The following is a 17,709-nucleotide window of genomic DNA, read 5'->3' as shown; positions in this document are numbered from 1 at the left end:
CCCGGTCAGACCAGCCACTTGAAGAAAAAGAAGAACGCCATGCCCAGCAACATGCTCGCCAGGGTGTTGCGGGTGTAGAGCACCAGCGCCACGGTGACCACGCCGCTGACCAGGTAGGGATTGTCGTAGCCGAGGTCGATGCGTCCCTCGGGCATGAACACGATGGGGCCGCAGATCGCCGTGAGCATACCCGGCACGGCGAAGCCGAGGAACTGCCGAAGGTTGCTGCCCAGGCGGATCGGCAGGCGCGGTTCGAGGAACAGGTAGCGGTTGAGAAAGACGATCGCGCCCATGCCGAAGATCACTGCCCAGACCATGGAGCCTCCCGATACAGCTTGTTGCAGACGAAACCGGCGGCCATCCCGGCGAGACCGGCCAGGACCAGCGCCGAACTCCATTGCCAATAGCTGAACAGCACCGAGCAGAACAGCGCGGTGGCGACGCAGACCACGGTCGGCACGTTGCGTACCAGCGGCGCGACCAGGGCGATGAAGGTGGCGGCGATGGAGAAGTCCAGGCCAAGGTGCTCGAGGCCGGGAATGCTGCGACCGAGGAGGATGCCGGCGAGGGTGAAGAGGTTCCAGGCGGCATAGAAGGTCAGGCCGACGCCGAGTGCGTACCAGCGGTCGAAGTTGCGCTGGTCGTGCTGGCTGGCGAGAGCGAAGAATTCGTCGGTGAGCAGGAAGCCGAGGCCGACCCGCCAGCGTCCCGGTAGCGGCGACAGCACCGGGCGCAGGCTCATGCCGTAGAGCAGGTGCTGGGAGGTCAGCAGCAGGGTGGTGAAGATGATCGAGAAGAAACCGGCGCCCCCCTTGAGCATGCCGATCGCCACCAACTGGGCGGCGCCGGCGAAGACGATGGCGGACAGGCCCTGGCCTTCGGCGGGGGTCAGGTTGGCTTCGATGGCCATCGATCCGGCCAGCAGGCCCCAGGGCGCGACGGCCAGGGACAGTGGCAGGATGGCGACGGCTCCGCGGAGAAAGGCGTGGCGGGGCAGGTCGGTAGCGGTCATGGGCATGGCAGGTGGTGGACGTCGGGCCAGCATGCCAGGGGGCGTCCGGGTCTGGCTTGAACGATATTGCTGTTCGTCTCCGCTCGCGGCTGTGCGAAAGGCGATCGCCGTCCTTCCTTATATAAGGATGATGTGGCGAGACGTTCGCCGGCCGAACACGGGCCACGGCGGCGAGGCTGGCGAAGGCAGGGACAGACGGGGATAGGGAGCGCAGCTAGCGCGGATGCTGACCGATCTTGTGGCCACGGAACTTGGCGCCGAGGGACGGCTGGTAAGGCATGGAACACCCGGTTTATTGCTGTTGTAGGGTGGGCACAGCTTAGCCTTGTTCAATTTTTCGTACAACGCCGTCTGTAAAATATCCGCTGCACCCGGTTGAACACCGTGCCCGGCCTGGCTTTCACCGCTTTCCTGCTGCCCTGGAAGGCCCTTTCTACGGCCGCCCGGCATTTTGTGTGCATCGAGGAGGGGCTATTGACAACAAATTGGCTTTCCGATTGACTCTGGCTCCAGCCCCCGCATGATTGAAATTTTTAACAAAAAAGGTGTTGCATCATGTCGGTACCCCTGCGTGCCGTTCAGCTCACTGAGCCGAGCCTGTTCCTTCAGGAACATCCCGAGGTCCAGTTCGTCGACCTTCTGATTTCAGACATGAATGGCGTGGTTCGCGGCAAGCGGATCGAACGCAACAGTCTGCCCAAAGTCTTCGAAAAAGGTATCAACCTTCCCGCTTCCCTGTTCGCCCTCGACATCACCGGCTCCACCGTGGAGAGCACCGGCCTGGGTCTCGACATCGGCGACGCCGACCGGATCTGCTATCCGATCCCCGGCACCCTCTCCATGGAGCCCTGGCAGAAGCGCCCCACCGCGCAACTGCTGATGACCATGCATGAGCTGGAAGGTGATCCCTTCTTCGCCGACCCCCGCGAAGTCCTGCGCCAGGTGGTGGCCAAGTTCACCGAGATGGAACTGACCATCGTCGCCGCCTTCGAACTGGAGTTCTACCTGATCGACCAGGAGAACGTGAACGGCCGGCCGCAGCCGCCGCGCTCGCCGATCTCCGGCAAGCGCCCGCAGTCGGTGCAGGTGTATTCCATCGACGACCTCGACGAATACGTCGAGTGCCTCCAGGACATCATCGACGGCGCCCGCGCCCAGGGCATCCCGGCCGACGCCATCGTCGCCGAATCCGCTCCGGCGCAGTTCGAGGTCAACCTGCATCATGTCGCCGACCCGATGAAGGCCTGCGACTATGCGGTGCTGCTCAAGCGCCTGATCAAGAACATCGCCTACGACCACGAGATGGACACCACCTTCATGGCCAAGCCCTATCCGGGCCAGGCCGGGAACGGACTGCACGTGCACATCTCGCTGCTCGACAAGCACGGCAACAACATCTTCACCAGCGAGGACCCCGAGCAGAACGCCGCATTGCGCCATGCGATCGGCGGTGTGCTCGAGACCCTGCCGGCCTCCATGGCCTTCCTCTGCCCCAACGTCAACTCCTACCGCCGCTTCGGTTCGCAGTTCTACGTGCCGAACGCGCCGAGCTGGGGCCTGGACAACCGCACCGTGGCCCTGCGCGTGCCCACCGGCAGCCCGGACGCGGTGCGCCTGGAGCACCGCGTGGCCGGCGCCGACGCCAACCCCTACCTGCTGCTGGCAGCGGTGCTGGCCGGGGTCCACCACGGGCTGAGCAACCAGGTCGAGCCGGGCGCGCCGATCGAAGGCAACTCCTACGAGCAGTTGGAGCCGAGCCTGCCGAACAACCTGCGCGACGCCCTGCGCGAGCTGGACGACAGCGAGATCCTGGCGAAGTACATCGATCCGAAGTACATCGACATCTTCGTCGCCTGCAAGGAGAGCGAGCTGGAGGAATTCGAGTACTCGATCTCCGACCTGGAATACAACTGGTACCTGCACACCGTGTAAGCGGGGGCGGGCGGTGCCGAGCCGGCGCCGCCCGTCCGCACTTCCGTCGAGGTCCCCATTCTTGCTGGAGGTAGACAGCGGCAAGCCTGCGGTTTCCGCCTGTCCGCCTTCCTTTGCTGTGCATTAGAAAAAGAAGAAATCGAGGCAAGCGCATACATGTCGAATCCACCCCCCTCCGCAGAGCGAACCCAGCTTCGCAAATCCCTGAAGCTGTGGCAGATCGTCATGATCGGGTTGGCCTACCTGACCCCCATGACCGTCTTCGATACCTTCGGCATCGTTTCCGGGATCTCCCAGGGACACGTGCCCACCGCCTACCTGCTGGCCCTGGCCGGCGTGCTGTTCACCGCCGTCAGCTACGGCAAGCTGGTCCGCCAGTTCCCCACCGCCGGCTCGGCCTATACCTACGCGCAACGCGCGATCAATCCACATGTCGGCTTCATGGTCGGCTGGTCGTCGCTGCTCGACTACCTGTTCCTGCCGATGATCAACGCGCTGCTGGCGAAGATCTACCTGACCGCACTGTTCCCTGAAGTAGCGCCGTGGATATGGGTGGTGATGTTCGTGCTGATCATGACCGTCATCAACATCAAGAGCGTGAATCTGGTCGCCAACTTCAACACCGTCTTCGTACTGGTCCAGCTGGCAATCATCGTGGTCTTCATCGGCCTGGTGATCCATGGCCTGGAGAACGGGGAGGGGACCGGCACGGTGCTCAGCACCCAGCCATTCTTCTCCGAGCATGCGCATCTCTCGGCCATGGTGGCGGGCGCGACCATCCTCTGCTTCTCCTTCCTCGGCTTCGACGCGGTGACCACGCTGTCCGAGGAGACCCGCGATGCCGCCAGGGTGATCCCGCGGGCGATCTTCCTCACCGCGCTGTACGGTGGGGTGATCTTCATCACCGTGTCCTACTTCCTGCAGTCGTACTTCCCGACCAACGTGCGCTTCAAGGAGCCGGACGCAGCGCTGCCGGAAATCGCCCTGTACGTCGGCGGCAAGTTGTTCCAGTCGATCTTCCTCTGCGCCACCTTCATCAACACCCTGGCCTCCGGGCTGGCTTCCCAGGCCAGCGTATCGCGCCTGCTGTACGTGATGGGCCGGGACAACGTGCTGCCGGAGCGGATCTTCGGCTTCGTCCATCCGAAATGGCGTACGCCGTCGATCAACGTGCTGATCGTCGGCATGGTGGCGCTCTCGGCGATCTCCTTCGACCTGGTGACCGCCACGGCGCTGATCAATTTCGGCGCGCTGGTGGCCTTCACCTTCGTCAACCTGTCGGTGATCGTGCACTTCTACGTGCGCGGCGGACGCAACCGCAGCCTCAGGGAGCATTTCCACTACCTGGTCCTGCCGCTGACCGGCGCGGCCATCGTCGCGGTGCTCTGGCTCAACCTGGAAAGCACCTCGCTGGTGATGGGGCTGGCCTGGGCCGGGCTGGGCTTCGGCTATCTGTTCTACCTGACCCGCCGGTTCAGCCGGCCGCCGCCGCGCTTCCAGGAGAACGAGCTGAGTGCCACCCGCTGACGTGAAGCGATTCAGCGAAAGGTGAAGAAAAAAAGAGCGGTAAACTTCACGAAATTTTCACGCCGACGGGTCAATCATGGACCCATGGCTAACGGACTAGCCCCCCATCTGAAGCCCGCCTCATGGCGGGCTTTGGCTATCCGCAGCCAGCGGATTCCGCGTTTTCCCTCCTTTTCACAGGGCTTTCCCGGCCTGCAGGGCGCCGCCGCGCCTGCGACGACATGTCCGAATCCAGACAGAATTGGACGCCCCCAAAAAGCCCAGACACGGCTAGAATCCACGCCGTCCCGATCCGGTTCGATGGCCGTGGCGGGGATGCCTGCTGTCCGCTGGTCGGTGTTTCCGCTGCCGCATCAGGTCCTTCCCTAGACTACCGGGCCGATTCGAGCCATCCCTTCGCGGGGGCGGAACGGCACAGGGTCGTTCGGCATGGAAGCCGCCTGGGCCGGCCTTCGACACACCTATAAGAGTGGAAATCTGCATGACATACCCTGAACGACCCCTGCTTCATCTACTGACGCGCACCAGCCTGGTGGTCCAGATCATCGTCGGCCTGGTCGCCGGCCTGCTGCTCGCCAGCTTCTTCCCGGCCGCCGCGCTCAAGGTCGGGTTCATCGGCAAGGTCTTCGTTTCCGCCCTGAAAGCGGTGGCGCCGGTGCTGGTGTTCGTACTGGTGATGGCCTCCATCGCCAACCACAAGCAAGGCCAGCAGACCCATATACGGCCGATCCTGCTGCTGTACCTGGTGGGCACCTTCAGTGCCGCGGTGGTCGCGGTGATCGCCAGCTTCGCCTTCCCCTCCAGCCTGGTCCTGGCCAGCCAGCCGGGCGAGATGTCGCCGCCCGGCGGTATCGCCGAAGTGCTCCAGGCGCTGCTGCTGAGCGTGGTGGACAACCCGGTCAACGCCCTGATTTCGGCCAACTTCATCGGCATCCTGGCCTGGGCCATCGGCCTGGGCATCGCCTTCCGCCACGCCAGCGACAGCACCCGCAACCTGCTCTCCGAGCTGTCCGGCGGCGTCTCGCTGATCGTCAAGGTAGTGATCCGCTTCGCTCCGCTGGGGATCTTCGGCCTGGTCGCCTCGACCTTCGCCGAGTCCGGCGTCGAGGCCTTGAAGGGTTACGCCCACCTGCTGGTGGTACTGCTCGGCTGCATGCTGTTCGTGGCCTTCGTGGTCAACCCGCTGATCGTGTTCCTGAAGATACGCCGCAATCCCTATCCGCTGGTGCTGACCTGCCTGCGCGAAAGCGGCATGACCGCGTTCTTCACCCGCAGCTCGGCGGCCAATATCCCGGTCAACCTGCAGCTCTGCGAGCGCCTTGGCCTGCACGAAGACACCTATTCGGTGTCGATCCCGCTGGGCGCGACCATCAACATGGCCGGCGCGGCGATCACCATCACCGTGCTGACCCTGGCGGCGGTGCACACCCTGGGCATCGACGTGGACGTGCCGACCGCGATCCTGCTCAGCGTGGTCGCCTCGGTCTGCGCCTGCGGCGCGTCCGGCGTGGCCGGTGGTTCGCTGCTGCTGATCCCGCTGGCCTGCAGCCTGTTCGGAATTCCCAGCGAAGTGGCGATGCAGGTGGTCGCGGTGGGTTTCATCATCGCGATCCTCCAGGATTCCGCGGAGACCGCGCTGAATTCCTCCACCGACGTGCTGTTCACCGCCGCGGCCTGCCAGGCGGAGGAGCGCAAGGCCAGCGCCGCCTGAGCCGCTGCCTGGCTCCCGGAAGAAACCGCCTGCGGGCGGTTTCTTCGTTCCGGCCCGGCGGGCTTTGACCTGGGCGCCGTGCTGCGGCCTAATGGGCGTCCGTCTTCCCCGAGTTGCCGCATGTCGTCTCCCGCCTTGCCTGGCGCCAGTCTTCGCGCCAGTACCCTGCATCTGCCCGCCGGTCCCTGGAGCACCGTGCTCGACTGTCTCTGCGCGCGTTTTCCGGCCATCGACCGCGATACCTGGCTGGCGCGCATGCGACGGGGCTGCGTTCTGGATGCCGAAGGGCGCGCGCTGGACGCGCGGACGCCGTATCGCGAAGGCCTGCGCGTGCATTACTTCCGCGAAGTGCCGGTGGAAACGCCGATTCCCTTCGAGGCGCGCATCCTGCACCAGGACGAGCATCTGCTGGTGGCGGACAAGCCGCACTTCCTGCCGGTGATGCCGGCCGGTGGCTATGTCGAGCAGACCCTCCTGGCGCGGCTGGCACGCAGCACCGGCAACCGCGAGCTGGTGCCGCTGCACCGGATCGACCGGCATACCGCCGGGCTGGTGCTGTTCTCGACCAATCCCGGAAGCCGCGGGCGCTACCAGGCGCTGTTCCGCGAGCGGCGCATCGACAAGTACTACGAGGCGATAGCTCCGGCCTTGCCGCGGCTGGACTTCCCGTTGCTGCGCAAGACTCGCCTGGTGCCCGGCGAGCCGTTCTTCCGCATGCGCGAGGGCGACGGCGAGCCGAACAGCGAGACGCGCATCGAGGTGGCCGAGCGCAACGGCCGCTGGTGGCGCTACCGGCTGTATCCGCTGACCGGCAAGAAACACCAGTTACGCGTACATCTGGCGGCGCTCGGCGCGGCTATCCAGAACGACGGCTTCTACCCCGGGTTGCTGGACGCCGAGGACAGCCCCGACGACTATCGGCGGCCGCTCAAGCTGCTGGCCAGGGGCCTGCGTTTCGACGACCCGCTGAGCGGGGAAGCGCGTGTATTCGAATCCGAGCTGAGACTCGAATGGCAGGAGTGAGTGGGAGACGCGCCCGTCGAAGCGGGCGCGTTGTGATCAGGACCGCTCGTCCAGCCTGACCACCAGGCGCAACTGCTCGACGCATCCGCGGCTCTGCTCGATCAGCTTGCCGAACTCGGCGCTGTTGATCTCGTCGTGGTTGAGCCAGCTGGTCTTCTGCACTTCCCGGTAGCGGTAGTGGTAACCGCCATCCTTGGCCGGTTCGGCCTGCAGGTCGATATCGAACCAGGGGCTGCGGATCTCGCAACTGTGCGCCGGTTCGTCGGTCTTGCCGCCGGACAGGCTGATGTCATAGGAAGTTATCTGCGGCTCGCCCAGGTACAGCTCGGCCAACTGGCCTTCGCTGCGGTACTTGGCGAAGGCGTCCCACTGGCTGGCCAGGTCCTGGCGGTTGTAGAAATACTTCCCGCCCAGCCGGTCGAGGGCGCGGCGGTCGGTAAGCCTGGCACTGATCGAATAGCTGGGTGGCAACACGAACTGGCTGTCGTCGCGCTCCAGCACGCAGTCGCTGCCTTCCTTGGCGAAGTTGCGGCACAGGTCCTGGTCGGTGCTGGTGCGGCCGCGCTGGCGGTCGGCGACGCTGAGTTGCATCAGCGGCGCATTGGAAAGCTCCACGCGCGACTCGACCCTGGCTTCGCCGTCGTGGGTGTAATGCTCGCTGCGGGTCACGCGCAGGGTGTCGCTGGGCGCTTCCAGGGGAATCTCGTCGCGCCGTACCTTGCCGTCGGCACCCAGCACCAGCGCCCAGCGCTGCTGGATGTCGGGCATGGTGCGGCCGGGAGCGAACACCGGGTTGGTCGGGTCCAGCCACCAGGTACTGCCGTCCACCTCGGCGCGGACGATGGCGTGGTTCGGCGCGTACAGGCCGGGCACCAGCAGGTCCCAGGCCACGTCGCCGCGGCTGACCAGGGTCGGTTCGGCCTTGATCCCGGCGGCCTTGAGCATGGCGCCGAGGAGGATCGCCAGGTCCTTGCAGTCGCCATAGCCATTGCGCTCGATCTCCGCCAGGGAGAAAGGCACGTAGCCGCGCTCGCTGGCGCGCCAGTCACCGAGGTAGCGGTAGGTGTCGTTGATGTACTGCATCAGGCCGGCGACCTGCTCGCGCGCCGGCTTGCCCTTCACCGCGGCGACGGCCGCCGCGGCGCCCCTGGGCAGCTCCGCGGCGAGGATCTCGTTGTAGCGCGCGGCGAACGGGCCGAAGTTGTCCTGCAGGTCGAGCGAGCTGCCCAGTTCCAGGCGCGGGGTGTGGCGCAGGTAGGCATTGCCGGCTTCGTTGATGTAGTTGGTGTATTGCGGTTTCTTCAGGCTGACCTTGAGGGTCTTCCGGTCCGCGCTCTGTTCGATGCGATAGGCGTCCATCAGCTCGCTGCGCACGAAGATCGGCCGCTCGGCCTTGAACTCGGCGATGAAGCGGTCGTCGCGCACCGGCATCGGCGGCCGGCTGAGGACATAGTGGAACTGGGTGCTCAGCGGCTTGGCGGTGAAGTGCTCGCGCAGGGTATAGCTGATGCGGGTACCGACCCGCAGGTTGGGGAACGCCAGGGAGGTCTGGCGTTCGCGCAGGAAGCCCTGGTCCGGGTTCGGCGCGGTCCGCGTATCGATCTGCGACTGGTCCAGCGGCACCGGCTTTTCGCCGGGCTGGGTCAGTTCGGCCTTCTCCACGATCAGGCTGTCGGTCTCGGCATAGCTGCGGTCGATCCGCGAGAGCATCTCGCGGCCGCTCGGCTTGAGGATGGTGAAGCTGTAGGTGCTCACGCAGTCGGTGCTGTTGTCGGCGTTGAACTGGCAACGGAACTCGGTCTCGCCGGCCAGCGGGGCCTCGGCGATCGGTTGCAGCGCGGCGAGGGCCGGGGTGGCGGCACAGAAGACACTGGCGGCGAGGAAGGAAGGAGAGAAGGGATGACGGGGCATCGGTGCCTCAGGATGAAACGTTTAGGCGGAGCTCCCGGGCACAGCCGGCCGCAAGGGGACGGTGGAGGATAGCCGGGGAGATTGGCCCTGAATGATATGTTTTATCAATTCCGCATGTCGACCGGCGGGTCCGGTTATGTGCGGGATGTCGCCGTTGGGAGCTTTTCGCCGGCCTCATTCGCCCGGTTTCGCCGTTCTGTGGCAGGCGCACGCCTGTTCCTGGCGCTCCGGCACCGGGTCGAAACCGCCCGGATGCCAGGGATGGCAACGCAGCAGGCGGCGCGCGCCGAGGTAGCCGCCACGCAACGCGCCGTGGGTGCGGATCGCCTCCAGGGTGTAGTGCGAGCAACTGGGATAGAAGCGGCAACGGGGCCCGATCAGCGGACTGATCACGTACTGGTAGAAGCGGATCAGTCCGATCAGCAGGAACTTCATGGCGATGCCCTCGGCGGGGTTGCGGCGGCGAACGGGCATTGTAACGCCGTTGACGGTCCTCAAGGCGCATTCTCCGCCGCACAGTAGAGGGTCCGCCCGTCGACGAGGCTGCGACCAGTCGCCAGGCGGCCGCGCAAGCCCGGTTCATCCAACGCCAGCGTACCCTCGCGCCAAGCGCCTCCGCGCAACGGAATCAGCGCCGAACGGCCGTAGCCCGGGCAGTACGCCTCGGCGTCGCCTTCCAGATAGTCGACGCCGTCCAGGGTCAGCTCGCCGACATTCCAGCGCGCGCCGAGGTAGGCCTGGCGGAACGGCCCGTCGGGAAGGACGTAGAAGCCCCCGCGCACCCCGCTTGCCGCCGTGGCGAAGCCGATGGTACGCCGCGGTTGCGGGATCACCAGCAGCGCTCGCCGTGGGTCGGCGAAGGCCTCCTGCAACTCGACCAGGCGCTGGCGGGTGGCGCTCATCTCGCGCCGGTAGCGCTCGCCGCGCGCCCGTGCGGCATCGGATAGTTCGCTCCAGGCCGGAGGCTGGTCGCGCAGCAGGTAGTCCAGCGGCCAGGTGCCATCCATCGCGGCCTCCTTCCAGTCCGCGTCGTCCTCGCGCAGGTCCAGCAACACGCCGGCCAGCGCGCCGATCTCGTAGGCTTCGCTGTCGACGCCGACGCCGATCTCGTTGGCATCGTAGAAGGCCAGCGCGTACTCCCGCAGCGCCTGCCGATAGCGTTGCGGGTCCTCGGTGAAATCGGTGCGGTAGCGCGCGGCGGCGGCCATCTCGACATAGCGCGCGGTGCCTTCGCTCAGATCGACCTGCGCCGCCAGCCGGCTTTCCTCGGGAGCCGCTTCGCGCCAGCGGCGCAGCCAGCCCTGGGCGTCGCTCAGGTAGCTGTCGCGCTGCTCGGGCGTGCGCAGGGCCTGGAGAAGCGACTGGAACAAGGCGTAGCGGTATTGCCGTGGGCGCGGGTCGAGCGTGGCCAGGTCGCCGCGATAGCTGCCGGGCTTGCGCAGGCCCCGCCAGTCTTCCTGGGCGTAGCGGTGGAAGGCTTCGTGCGGACCTATGGCGGCCAGCGCCTCGGTATTGCCGGCATTGCTCCGCAGATGCGCGCGGCTGATCTGCAACAGCACCGTCGGACGCCCCTGGTATTGCACAAAGGCATAGCTCAGGTCGAGTTCCGGGTCGCCGATGGCAGGCGCCGTGGTGCGCTGCGCGCGCCCTTCGGCATCGGCTACCCAGGTGTCATGGCCGTCGCTGTAGAGAAAGGCCTTGTCGGCCAACCGCCAACCGGGCCAGAGTCGCTCGCTGTGCTGGCCGACGGCATGGGCATAGGCCAGGTAGCGGCGGGCGAACGCCTCGCTGTCCGTCGCGGCGGCGGGGAGGGATAGGGCAAGCAGGACCAGGGGCAGGGTTCGGATCATGGTTGGGACGGTTTCGCAAGGCCGGTCATGGCGACGAAGGTATCCCGCCGCTCACCGATTGACCGCCACGGTCGCCCCGACGTTCCCCTAGGCGCTGGTCCGCGCCCGCGCCAGGTCGCGCAGCGGCGGGGCGCCGAACAGCCGGCTGTACTCGCGGCTGAACTGCGACGGGCTTTCGTAGCCGACCCGGTAGCCGGCGGCGGCCACTTCCAGGCCCTCGCTGAAGATCAGCCGGCGTGCTTCCTGCAGGCGTAGCTGTTTCTGGTACTGCAGCGGGCTCATCGCGGTCACGGCCTTGAAGCGGTGGTGCAGGGTCGAGGGGCTGAGGTTGACCACCTGGGCCAGTTGCTCGATGCGCAGCGGCTTGCCGAAGTTCTGGTTGATCCAGTCTATGGCGCGGGTGATGCGGTGCGCCTGGCTATCGCCGATGGCGATCTCGTGCAGGCGCTGGCCCTGGCCGCTGCGCAGCAGCCGGTAGAAGATCTCGCGCAGCACCAGCGGCGCCAGCATCGCGATATCCCGCGGGCTGTCCAGCAGATGGATCAGGCGCAACACCGCATCCAGCAGGCTGGCATCGATGCGATCGACATACAGGCCGCGGTCGCCGCGGCGGCCGCTCACTTCCATGGGCCCGGCCTCGGAGATCAGCTGGGTGATCTCGGCCGGATCGATGTCCAGGCGCACGCACAGGTAAGGCGCTTCCGGCGAGGCGTCGATCACCTGGCCGGCCAGCGGCAGGGTCACCGAGACCACCAGGTAGTGCAGCGGATCGTAGATGTAGCGCTCCTCGGCCAGCTGCACCTCCTTGCGGCCCTGGGCGATGATGCACAGCGCAGGTTTATGCATGCCGCGCGCTGGCAGCGTGGGGCCGTTGGCGCGGATCAGCGCGAGCGGGGCGATGGCGGTTTCGTAGATGCCATCGTCGGCGCAGTGTTTCAGCAGCAGGTGCGCCAGTTCGCTCTGGCGCTGGCGCAGGGCGGCGGGCAGTTCGGTGGCAAGCGGGACGGTGGTTTCGCTCATGCGGGAACTCGTGGGGACGACCCGCCAAGACTAGCGCGCGTCGCGGCGACAGGCATCCACCATCGGCCGTGACGGCAGGATCAGGCAAGCATTCGCCAGGAACAGGCAAGCCGACTCGGCCAAGGGCCCGGGCGCGTGCCGGAAAAACCCGGGACGCGGCAGTTTCAGGCAAGAACCCGACAGTATCCGTCTACCGATTCCGTGTTCCGTCCGCCTAATCTGGCTGGCATGGCGGTATCCCCGCCATGCCGATGGAAACTCTCGAGGGGGACACACGCATGTCAAATCAACAGGCCAGACTGGTATCGGACGGCGTACCGCCACCATCCCCGATGCAGCCGCGCCTTTCCCGGCCGGCTCGCTCCGCCACGGCCCCGGCGCCGCGGCGCACGCATCCCGGCAACTGGTAGGGGAGGAGCGCCGCATGGGTCATCCGCACACCCCAGCGCCGCCGGCCGGAGCCTCGGTGCCGCCGGTCCTTCCCTTCCGGGGGCCGCTCGCGCAGCGGCGAATTCCTGTCGAGGAGACACAGAGCATGCCAGCGTTGAACCCGGCCAGCCATGTGGTCAGCATCCGCGCCCGCAGGGGCCAGTCGCAACTTCTCGGCCAGCGCCTGCACGCACTGGCCTTGCTGGGCCGGGCGGTGCCTGGCTGTCTGCGCTACGAGGTCAGCCAGGCCGGCGAGGATGCCGACCTGTGGTTGATCCACAGCGCGTGGAGCGACGAGGACGCGTTGCTCGCGCATCTCTGCGGCGAGGCCCAGCGGGTCTTCGCCGAGGTGCTCTGGCAGGCGCTCGCCGCGACCCTGGAGATAGAGGAGCGGATCCTCTGAAAGCGTCGCCTCAGTGCTTCGGCTCGGCCGCCGGGGCGGCCGGGTGATCGTCCCCGGCCTCGCGCCGCCGTTCGAAGGCGGTGGCCGGCGAGCCGTCGGCGTTGACCTGCAGAACGGCGCGCGGCCGTCCGTCCTCGTCGATGAAGACCTGCCCGATCCCGGCGCTGTTCCACAGGCGCTCGCCGGCCTGGCTGTGCTCCGGGATGCGCGGGCGGATTTCCAGGCTGCGCCGCTGGGTCAGCCAGTTGAGCGGCGACCAGGGCGCGTAGAGCCAGCGGTTGAGGCGGTCGAACCAGTCCAGCAGGCGCCGTGGAAACTCGTTCTTGATCCCGCTGCTGGTGATCTGCCAGAGCTGCGGTCCGTGTTCGCGGTGGCGAATCTGGATGTCGTAGACGAAGGAATAGTGCACGTCGCCGGAGAGGATCAGGTAGTTACCCGGTGTGCGTGAATGGCGGAAGATGTTCATCATCACCGCGGCCGCGCCGCGATGGGCCATCCAGTTCTCCGCGTCCACCAGCAGCGGCTGGCCGAACCAGCTGAACAGTTTCTGCACGCCCTCGATCAGCTTGACCCCGAACATCGGCGCCGGCGAGACGATGACCGCCGCCTTTTCGCCAAGCAGGTCCTGCTGGAATTCGCTCAGCGCCTCCCAGTCCATCAGCCCGGACGGGCGGCCCAGGTTGCGCTCGCTGCGCCAGCGCCGGGTGCGGGTGTCGAGGACGATCAGGGTGGGACTGCCGGGCAACCGGTAATGCCAGTGCTGGAAACCGAGCAGGGCGTCGAGCAGCCGGTCCTGGGCGGCGCAGGGTAGCCGGCCGTCGGCCGCGGCGCCCTCCATCAATGCCGCGACCGGTGCCAGCCATACGCCGCAGTGCTGCGGGTCGTTGCCCCAGCCCTGGCACAGCAGGTAGCCGAGCAGGGCGTTGCCGATGATCCGTCGGGAGAACGGATGGCCGTAGGCGGTCAGCTCCCAGCGCGCGGAGAGGTTCCAGTCGTCGGTGATGTCGTGGTCGTCGAAGATCATCAGCGAGGAGATGTGCGCGAGCGCCCGCGCCACGCCGGCCAGACCATCGCGGAAGCGTTCGATGTGCCGACGTTCGTCGGCGAAGCGCTGCGCCCGTCGTGCGTCCAGCCCTGCCGGCGGCTCCAGGCCCACCAGGCGCCAGGGGGTCGGCGACCAGACCAGCAGGTACATCGCCAGCACCTCGGCCAGGCTGACCAGGTGGTTGTGTGCGTTGGCCGAGGTGAAGATCGGCTTCTTCACCCCGCCGAAGAACCGCTCGCGCAGGGCTTCGTTGGACTCGAAGGCCGGCAGCAGGTCCTCGCGCCGGTAATAGGTGGCAGGGTGCGCGTAGAGCGCCTCGCTGTCGTCCACCACCGCGCCTTCCAGGTGCTCTCCATACAGGCCGAGGCGGCGGATCAGGCCATGGATCGCCACCAGCATCGGCCCGGCGACGTCGTCGGCGTAGACCTGATCGCCGCTCATCATCAGTAGCGGCGGGCGCGTGTCGACCTGCAGGAGGTTCTCCCGCAGCAGCCGGTCGACCTGCAGCAGGCCGTCGGCCGCCGGATGGTGCGGCTTGCGGCAGGAACCATGGAGCAAATGATCGAGGCGGCTCCTGAGTACCAGGCTGGCCCGCTGGCGGCCGGGATAGAGCAGGTGCGGCGCCCACTCGGCGATGCCGGCGGGGGCCTGGTCGTCGCTGGCGAGGCGCAGGTCGTAGTCGACCAGGCGATCGCCGGGCAGCGGTGGGTCCAGAGTGACGTCGAGCAGTTGCAGCCAGGCCCGCTCGCCGACGCGGATGGCGGTATGCGCCGCGCTGTCGAGGACGATCCGCCGCTCCGCCTCGCCAGCCGGGGCGAGGAGCAGCTCGATGGCCACGGGACGCGAGGTCGCCAGCCAGAAGACCAGGCGTTCGGGTTGTGCGCGGCGCAGCAGTGGGCCGGCCAGGACCAGGGGCAGGGGGGAGGTGTCGGTGCGGGCGGACATGGGATACGGCGGTGTCGAAGCGGCGAGACAAGCCCGCAGTATGCCGTCTTTGCCGGTGCGTGGCGTTGCCATTTCGTAAGGAATGACGACAGTCCGAGCCCTGGAGGTATAGCGGAGAACAGGAAATCAGGTTGGATCCATTTGATATCCTGGTTTGTGGCGAGATTTCCGCGGCTTGTTCCCTCACGCCGTTCGGGGTTTCGCATGCCGTCCCGACGCCCGCGGTTCGAGGCGCAGCAGCGCGCTGGAGCAGGCCGGGGTGGAGGCGGCGACGACCCTGTTCATCGATGACCACCTGCCCAACGTGGAGTCGGCGCGGACGCTGGGCATCGTCGCCGAACACTACGACGGCAGCGTCGCCTGCCTGGAGCGGATCCGCGCGTGCCTGGCCTGAGCGCCGCCCGACTGCCAGCCGGGCGGCGCGGCGGTTCAGAAAGGCTTGGTCGGCAGGTATTTGCCGTCGAGGGTGATCACCGCCCGCGAACCGCCTTCGGGATCCTCGACCTTCTGGATATCCAGCTTGAAGTTGATCGCGCTGATGATGCCGTCGCCGAACTGTTCGTGGACCAGAGCCTTCAGGGTGCTGCCGTATACCTGCAGCATCTCGTAGAAGCGGTAGATCGTCGGGTCGGTGGGGATGCCGCCGGGGATGCTGCCGCGTAGCGGGATGGTTTGCAGCAGGAGCACCGCGTCGTCGTCCAGGCCGAGCTGGCCGGCGACCTTGCGCGCGGCGGCCTCGGGCAGCGCGTGCTGGCCGAGCAGGGCGGCGGTGACGAAGGTCAGGGCGAGGCCGGTGCCGTCGGCCAGGTCCTGCCAGGACAGGCCCAGGCGTGCCTTGTTCAGGACCACGGTCTCGGCCAGTTGCTGGCGGGCGTTGGGGGACAGTTGGCTGTGTTGCATGGGTGACGCTCCTTGCGGGTTGCTGTGAAGGAAGGGATTCAGGCGACCGCTAGCCCGGGTTCGCCGCCGACGGCGCGCACCCCGGGATGCTCGGCGAGGGAGACGAAGCGCCGGCTGGCGCCATCGAGGGCGTCGATGCGGCCGCTCTCGATGTCATAGACCCAGCCGTGCAGGTTCAGCCGGCCCTGTTCCAGGGCGCGGGCGACGCTGGGGTGGGTGCGCAGGTTGGCCAGCTGGGCGATCACGTTGTGCCGCACCAGGGCGTCCAGCCGCGCCGCGTCGCTGGAATGCTCATGGGCGCTGTTCATCGCCCGCGCCGCCTCGGCGTGACGTAGCCAGCCGGCCACCGCCGGCAGGTGGTCGAGGCAGGCGCAGGAGGCGATGGCACCCATCGCGCCGCAGTCGGAGTGGCCGCAGACCACGATATCGGCGACCCCGAGCACCGCCACCGCGTACTCCACCGAGGCGCTGACCCCGCCCGGTTGCTGGCCGTAGCCGGGAACGATGTTGCCGGCGTTGCGGATCACGAAGAGTTCGCCGGGCTCGCGCTGGGTAAGCAGCTCGGGGACCACCCGGCTGTCCGAGCAGGCGATGAACAGCGCCTTGGGCGCCTGGCGGGTGGCGAGGGACTTGAACAGTTGCGAGCGCGCCGGGTAGGCATCGCGCTGGAACCTGAGAAAGCCGTCGATGATGTCGCGCATGGCGCTGGGCTCCTGGCCGTGGATCGTGGCGCCAGGATGCGCGGAACCGATCATAGGGTCAAAGACTGGTTTATTATTCCAACTATTGGTTCTGCCTATGGTCTTCCCCATGCTGCTCCGTCACCTGCGCTACCTGCTCGCCGTCGCCGAACACCGCAACTTCACCCGCGCCGCCGAGGCGCTGCACGTATCGCAACCGACCCTGTCGCAGCAGGTCCGACAGCTGGAGGAACAACTGGGGGCGCAGCTGCTCGACCGCTCCGGCAGGAGCGTGCGTCCCACCGATGCCGGCGAGCTGTACCTGACGCACGCGCGCCGCGCCCTGCGCGAGCTGGAAGCGGCGCGGCGGGCGCTGCACGAGGTCGGCGATCTGAGTCGCGGACGCCTGCGCCTGGGCATGACGCCGACCTTCACCTGCTATCTGGTCGGCGCCCTGGTGGATCCGTTCAACCAGCGCTACCCGGGTATCGAACTGAGCCTGGAGGAGTTGCCCCAGGATGCCCTGGAGGCGGCGCTGATCGACGATCGCCTGGACCTGGGCATCGCCTTCAGCGAGCCGGGTTCGGTGGAGATCGACAGCCAGCCGCTGTACCTGGAGCGCCTTGGCCTGGTGCTCGGCGATGGGCAGCCGGCGGAGCAGGTGCCGCTGGCCGCTGAGGAGCTGGCCGAGCGGCCGCTGGCGCTGTTGCGGGGCGACTTCGCCACCCGCCGGCATATCGACGGCTATCTGCGCGAGCAGGGTGTGAAGGCGCGGGTGGCGCTGGAGGCGAACTCGATCAGCGCCATCGTCGATGTGGTCCGCCGTGGCCGCCTGGCGAGCATCCTGCCCGAAGCCGTGGCGCGCCAGCAGTCGGGATTGCGTTGCGTGGCGCTGTGCCCGCCGTTGCCGACCCGCCAGGTGGCGCTGCTCTGGCGCCAGGGCAGTCATGCCGGGGCTGCGCGCCTGGCGTTCCAGGCCCTGGCCGTGGAATGCGGCGCCGAACTGGGCGACGCCTGAGGCTCAGCCGCGGCCGGGCTCTGGCCCGCGCCACCAGCAGGCCGAGATCGAGCGCAACGAGCGACACCAGCGACCAGCATCGCCCGCGTCGGTCCCAAGGGGATCGGCGCGTTGTACGTCGGGCCGTGCGCCAAGGCGCCCATCGCGCATGCCCTGAGCCTGGCCTTCGACCACCCGGCCTTCACCCCCCGGGTCCTCGAAGCCAGCCTGGCGGTCTCCAGCACGTCGGCGCAACCGGCGCAGGTTGATGGAGCGGGCCAACCAGGGCCGGCGGATAACCGCGAGGCGATCGTTCGTCCCACT

15 protein-coding genes and 2 pseudogenes are annotated in these 17,709 nt (G+C 67.2%); 8 read left to right on the top strand and 9 right to left on the bottom strand.

Features of this window, described 5'->3' with window-relative positions; translation table 11 throughout:
• Positions 1-5 precede the first annotated feature (5 nt).
• The gene (locus tag B7D75_RS14760) at positions 6-317 is read right to left on the bottom strand and encodes an AzlD domain-containing protein (RefSeq protein WP_012076003.1); all 312 of its coding nucleotides are present in this window, start codon (positions 315-317) and stop codon (positions 6-8) included.
• Positions 302-1,012 (bottom strand): AzlC family ABC transporter permease, encoded by a 711-nt coding sequence (locus B7D75_RS14755; RefSeq protein ID WP_034000109.1) that lies wholly within the window; start codon positions 1,010-1,012, stop codon positions 302-304. The genes B7D75_RS14760 and B7D75_RS14755 overlap by 16 nt, the downstream gene beginning before the upstream one ends.
• 555 nt (positions 1,013-1,567) lie before the next feature.
• Between B7D75_RS14755 and B7D75_RS14750 the strand changes: the two genes are divergently transcribed.
• The 4 genes from B7D75_RS14750 to B7D75_RS14730 all read left to right on the top strand — a co-directional run bounded on the left by B7D75_RS14750 (position 1,568) and on the right by B7D75_RS14730 (position 7,205).
• Positions 1,568-2,944 (top strand): glutamine synthetase family protein, encoded by a 1,377-nt coding sequence (locus tag B7D75_RS14750; protein ID WP_012076001.1) that lies wholly within the window; start codon positions 1,568-1,570, stop codon positions 2,942-2,944.
• A gap of 156 nt (positions 2,945-3,100) precedes the next feature.
• The gene (locus B7D75_RS14745; RefSeq protein ID WP_053817280.1) at positions 3,101-4,471 is read left to right on the top strand and encodes an APC family permease; all 1,371 of its coding nucleotides are present in this window, start codon (positions 3,101-3,103) and stop codon (positions 4,469-4,471) included.
• Between the two features lie 481 nt (positions 4,472-4,952).
• Entirely contained in the window at positions 4,953-6,182 is a 1,230-nt protein-coding gene (sstT, locus tag B7D75_RS14735) for a serine/threonine transporter SstT (RefSeq protein WP_003156577.1), read from the top strand.
• Positions 6,183-6,302: 120 nt separating this feature from the next.
• Positions 6,303-7,205, top strand: coding sequence for an RluA family pseudouridine synthase (locus B7D75_RS14730; RefSeq protein WP_107114161.1), 903 nt, complete (start codon positions 6,303-6,305; stop codon positions 7,203-7,205).
• Positions 7,206-7,241: 36 nt separating this feature from the next.
• Here B7D75_RS14730 and B7D75_RS14725 read toward each other — a convergent pair whose 3' ends face one another.
• From B7D75_RS14725 to cmrA, 4 genes are all read right to left on the bottom strand, one after another.
• On the bottom strand, positions 7,242-9,116 hold the full coding sequence (locus tag B7D75_RS14725; RefSeq protein ID WP_043104184.1) for a DUF3857 domain-containing transglutaminase family protein: 1,875 nt from the start codon (positions 9,114-9,116) through the stop codon (positions 7,242-7,244).
• Positions 9,117-9,290: 174 nt separating this feature from the next.
• The gene (gene yidD, locus B7D75_RS14720; RefSeq protein ID WP_034000136.1) at positions 9,291-9,551 is read right to left on the bottom strand and encodes a membrane protein insertion efficiency factor YidD; all 261 of its coding nucleotides are present in this window, start codon (positions 9,549-9,551) and stop codon (positions 9,291-9,293) included.
• 59 nt (positions 9,552-9,610) lie between these two features.
• A complete protein-coding gene (locus B7D75_RS14715; RefSeq protein ID WP_043104182.1) occupies positions 9,611-10,966 on the bottom strand; it encodes a hypothetical protein in 1,356 nt (451 codons plus the stop codon).
• A gap of 87 nt (positions 10,967-11,053) precedes the next feature.
• Positions 11,054-11,986 (bottom strand): AraC family transcriptional regulator CmrA, encoded by a 933-nt coding sequence (gene cmrA / locus B7D75_RS14710; RefSeq protein WP_034080535.1) that lies wholly within the window; start codon positions 11,984-11,986, stop codon positions 11,054-11,056.
• Between the two features lie 535 nt (positions 11,987-12,521).
• Between cmrA and B7D75_RS14705 the strand changes: the two genes are divergently transcribed.
• Positions 12,522-12,818, top strand: coding sequence for a putative quinol monooxygenase (locus tag B7D75_RS14705; protein ID WP_003156581.1), 297 nt, complete (start codon positions 12,522-12,524; stop codon positions 12,816-12,818).
• A 10-nt stretch (positions 12,819-12,828) separates the two neighbouring features.
• Here the strand turns inward: B7D75_RS14705 and B7D75_RS14700 are convergent, their stop codons facing one another.
• Complete coding sequence (locus tag B7D75_RS14700; RefSeq protein ID WP_107114160.1) at positions 12,829-14,808, bottom strand: metallophosphoesterase family protein; 1,980 nt, start codon at positions 14,806-14,808, stop codon at positions 12,829-12,831.
• 151 nt (positions 14,809-14,959) lie between these two features.
• Here B7D75_RS14700 and B7D75_RS30095 point away from each other — a divergent pair.
• Positions 14,960-15,202, top strand: a pseudogene (locus B7D75_RS30095) (HAD family hydrolase); the annotation flags it as partial.
• A 35-nt stretch (positions 15,203-15,237) separates the two neighbouring features.
• Here the strand turns inward: B7D75_RS30095 and cynS are convergent.
• On the bottom strand, positions 15,238-15,708 hold the full coding sequence (gene cynS, locus B7D75_RS14695) for a cyanase (RefSeq protein WP_034080532.1): 471 nt from the start codon (positions 15,706-15,708) through the stop codon (positions 15,238-15,240).
• Positions 15,709-15,746: 38 nt separating this feature from the next.
• Entirely contained in the window at positions 15,747-16,409 is a 663-nt protein-coding gene (gene cynT, locus B7D75_RS14690) for a carbonic anhydrase CynT (RefSeq protein WP_107114673.1), read from the bottom strand.
• Between the two features lie 109 nt (positions 16,410-16,518).
• On the opposite strand from cynT, the gene cynR reads away from it, so the two are divergent.
• Complete coding sequence (gene cynR / locus B7D75_RS14685) at positions 16,519-17,406, top strand: transcriptional regulator CynR (protein ID WP_053817283.1); 888 nt, start codon at positions 16,519-16,521, stop codon at positions 17,404-17,406.
• A 90-nt stretch (positions 17,407-17,496) separates the two neighbouring features.
• A pseudogene (locus B7D75_RS30090) lies at positions 17,497-17,637 on the top strand (hypothetical protein); the annotation flags it as partial.
• Positions 17,638-17,709 lie beyond the last annotated feature (72 nt).

This window comes from Pseudomonas paraeruginosa (genome assembly GCF_003025345.2).
Lineage (GTDB): Bacteria > Pseudomonadota > Gammaproteobacteria > Pseudomonadales > Pseudomonadaceae > Pseudomonas > Pseudomonas paraeruginosa.
This window is presented reverse-complemented; position numbering and strand designations above follow the sequence as displayed.

Bases quoted from the DNA above. Each gene is read 5' to 3' on its own strand.
- B7D75_RS14725 (WP_043104184.1), bottom strand. From the start codon at position 9,116: ATGCCCCGTCATCCCTTCTCTCCTTCCTTCCTCGCCGCCAGTGTCTTC.
- B7D75_RS14745 (WP_053817280.1), top strand. From the start codon at position 3,101: ATGTCGAATCCACCCCCCTCCGCAGAGCGAACCCAGCTTCGCAAATCC.
- B7D75_RS14730 (WP_107114161.1), top strand. From the start codon at position 6,303: ATGTCGTCTCCCGCCTTGCCTGGCGCCAGTCTTCGCGCCAGTACCCTG.
- cynT (WP_107114673.1), bottom strand. From the start codon at position 16,409: ATGCGCGACATCATCGACGGCTTTCTCAGGTTCCAGCGCGATGCCTAC.
- sstT (WP_003156577.1), top strand. From the start codon at position 4,953: ATGACATACCCTGAACGACCCCTGCTTCATCTACTGACGCGCACCAGC.
- B7D75_RS14715 (WP_043104182.1), bottom strand. From the start codon at position 10,966: ATGATCCGAACCCTGCCCCTGGTCCTGCTTGCCCTATCCCTCCCCGCC.
- cynR (WP_053817283.1), top strand. From the start codon at position 16,519: ATGCTGCTCCGTCACCTGCGCTACCTGCTCGCCGTCGCCGAACACCGC.
- cmrA (WP_034080535.1), bottom strand. From the start codon at position 11,986: ATGAGCGAAACCACCGTCCCGCTTGCCACCGAACTGCCCGCCGCCCTG.
- B7D75_RS14760 (WP_012076003.1), bottom strand. From the start codon at position 317: ATGGTCTGGGCAGTGATCTTCGGCATGGGCGCGATCGTCTTTCTCAAC.
- cynS (WP_034080532.1), bottom strand. From the start codon at position 15,708: ATGCAACACAGCCAACTGTCCCCCAACGCCCGCCAGCAACTGGCCGAG.
- B7D75_RS14700 (WP_107114160.1), bottom strand. From the start codon at position 14,808: ATGTCCGCCCGCACCGACACCTCCCCCCTGCCCCTGGTCCTGGCCGGC.
- B7D75_RS14750 (WP_012076001.1), top strand. From the start codon at position 1,568: ATGTCGGTACCCCTGCGTGCCGTTCAGCTCACTGAGCCGAGCCTGTTC.
- B7D75_RS14755 (WP_034000109.1), bottom strand. From the start codon at position 1,012: ATGACCGCTACCGACCTGCCCCGCCACGCCTTTCTCCGCGGAGCCGTC.
- B7D75_RS14705 (WP_003156581.1), top strand. From the start codon at position 12,522: ATGCCAGCGTTGAACCCGGCCAGCCATGTGGTCAGCATCCGCGCCCGC.
- yidD (WP_034000136.1), bottom strand. From the start codon at position 9,551: ATGAAGTTCCTGCTGATCGGACTGATCCGCTTCTACCAGTACGTGATC.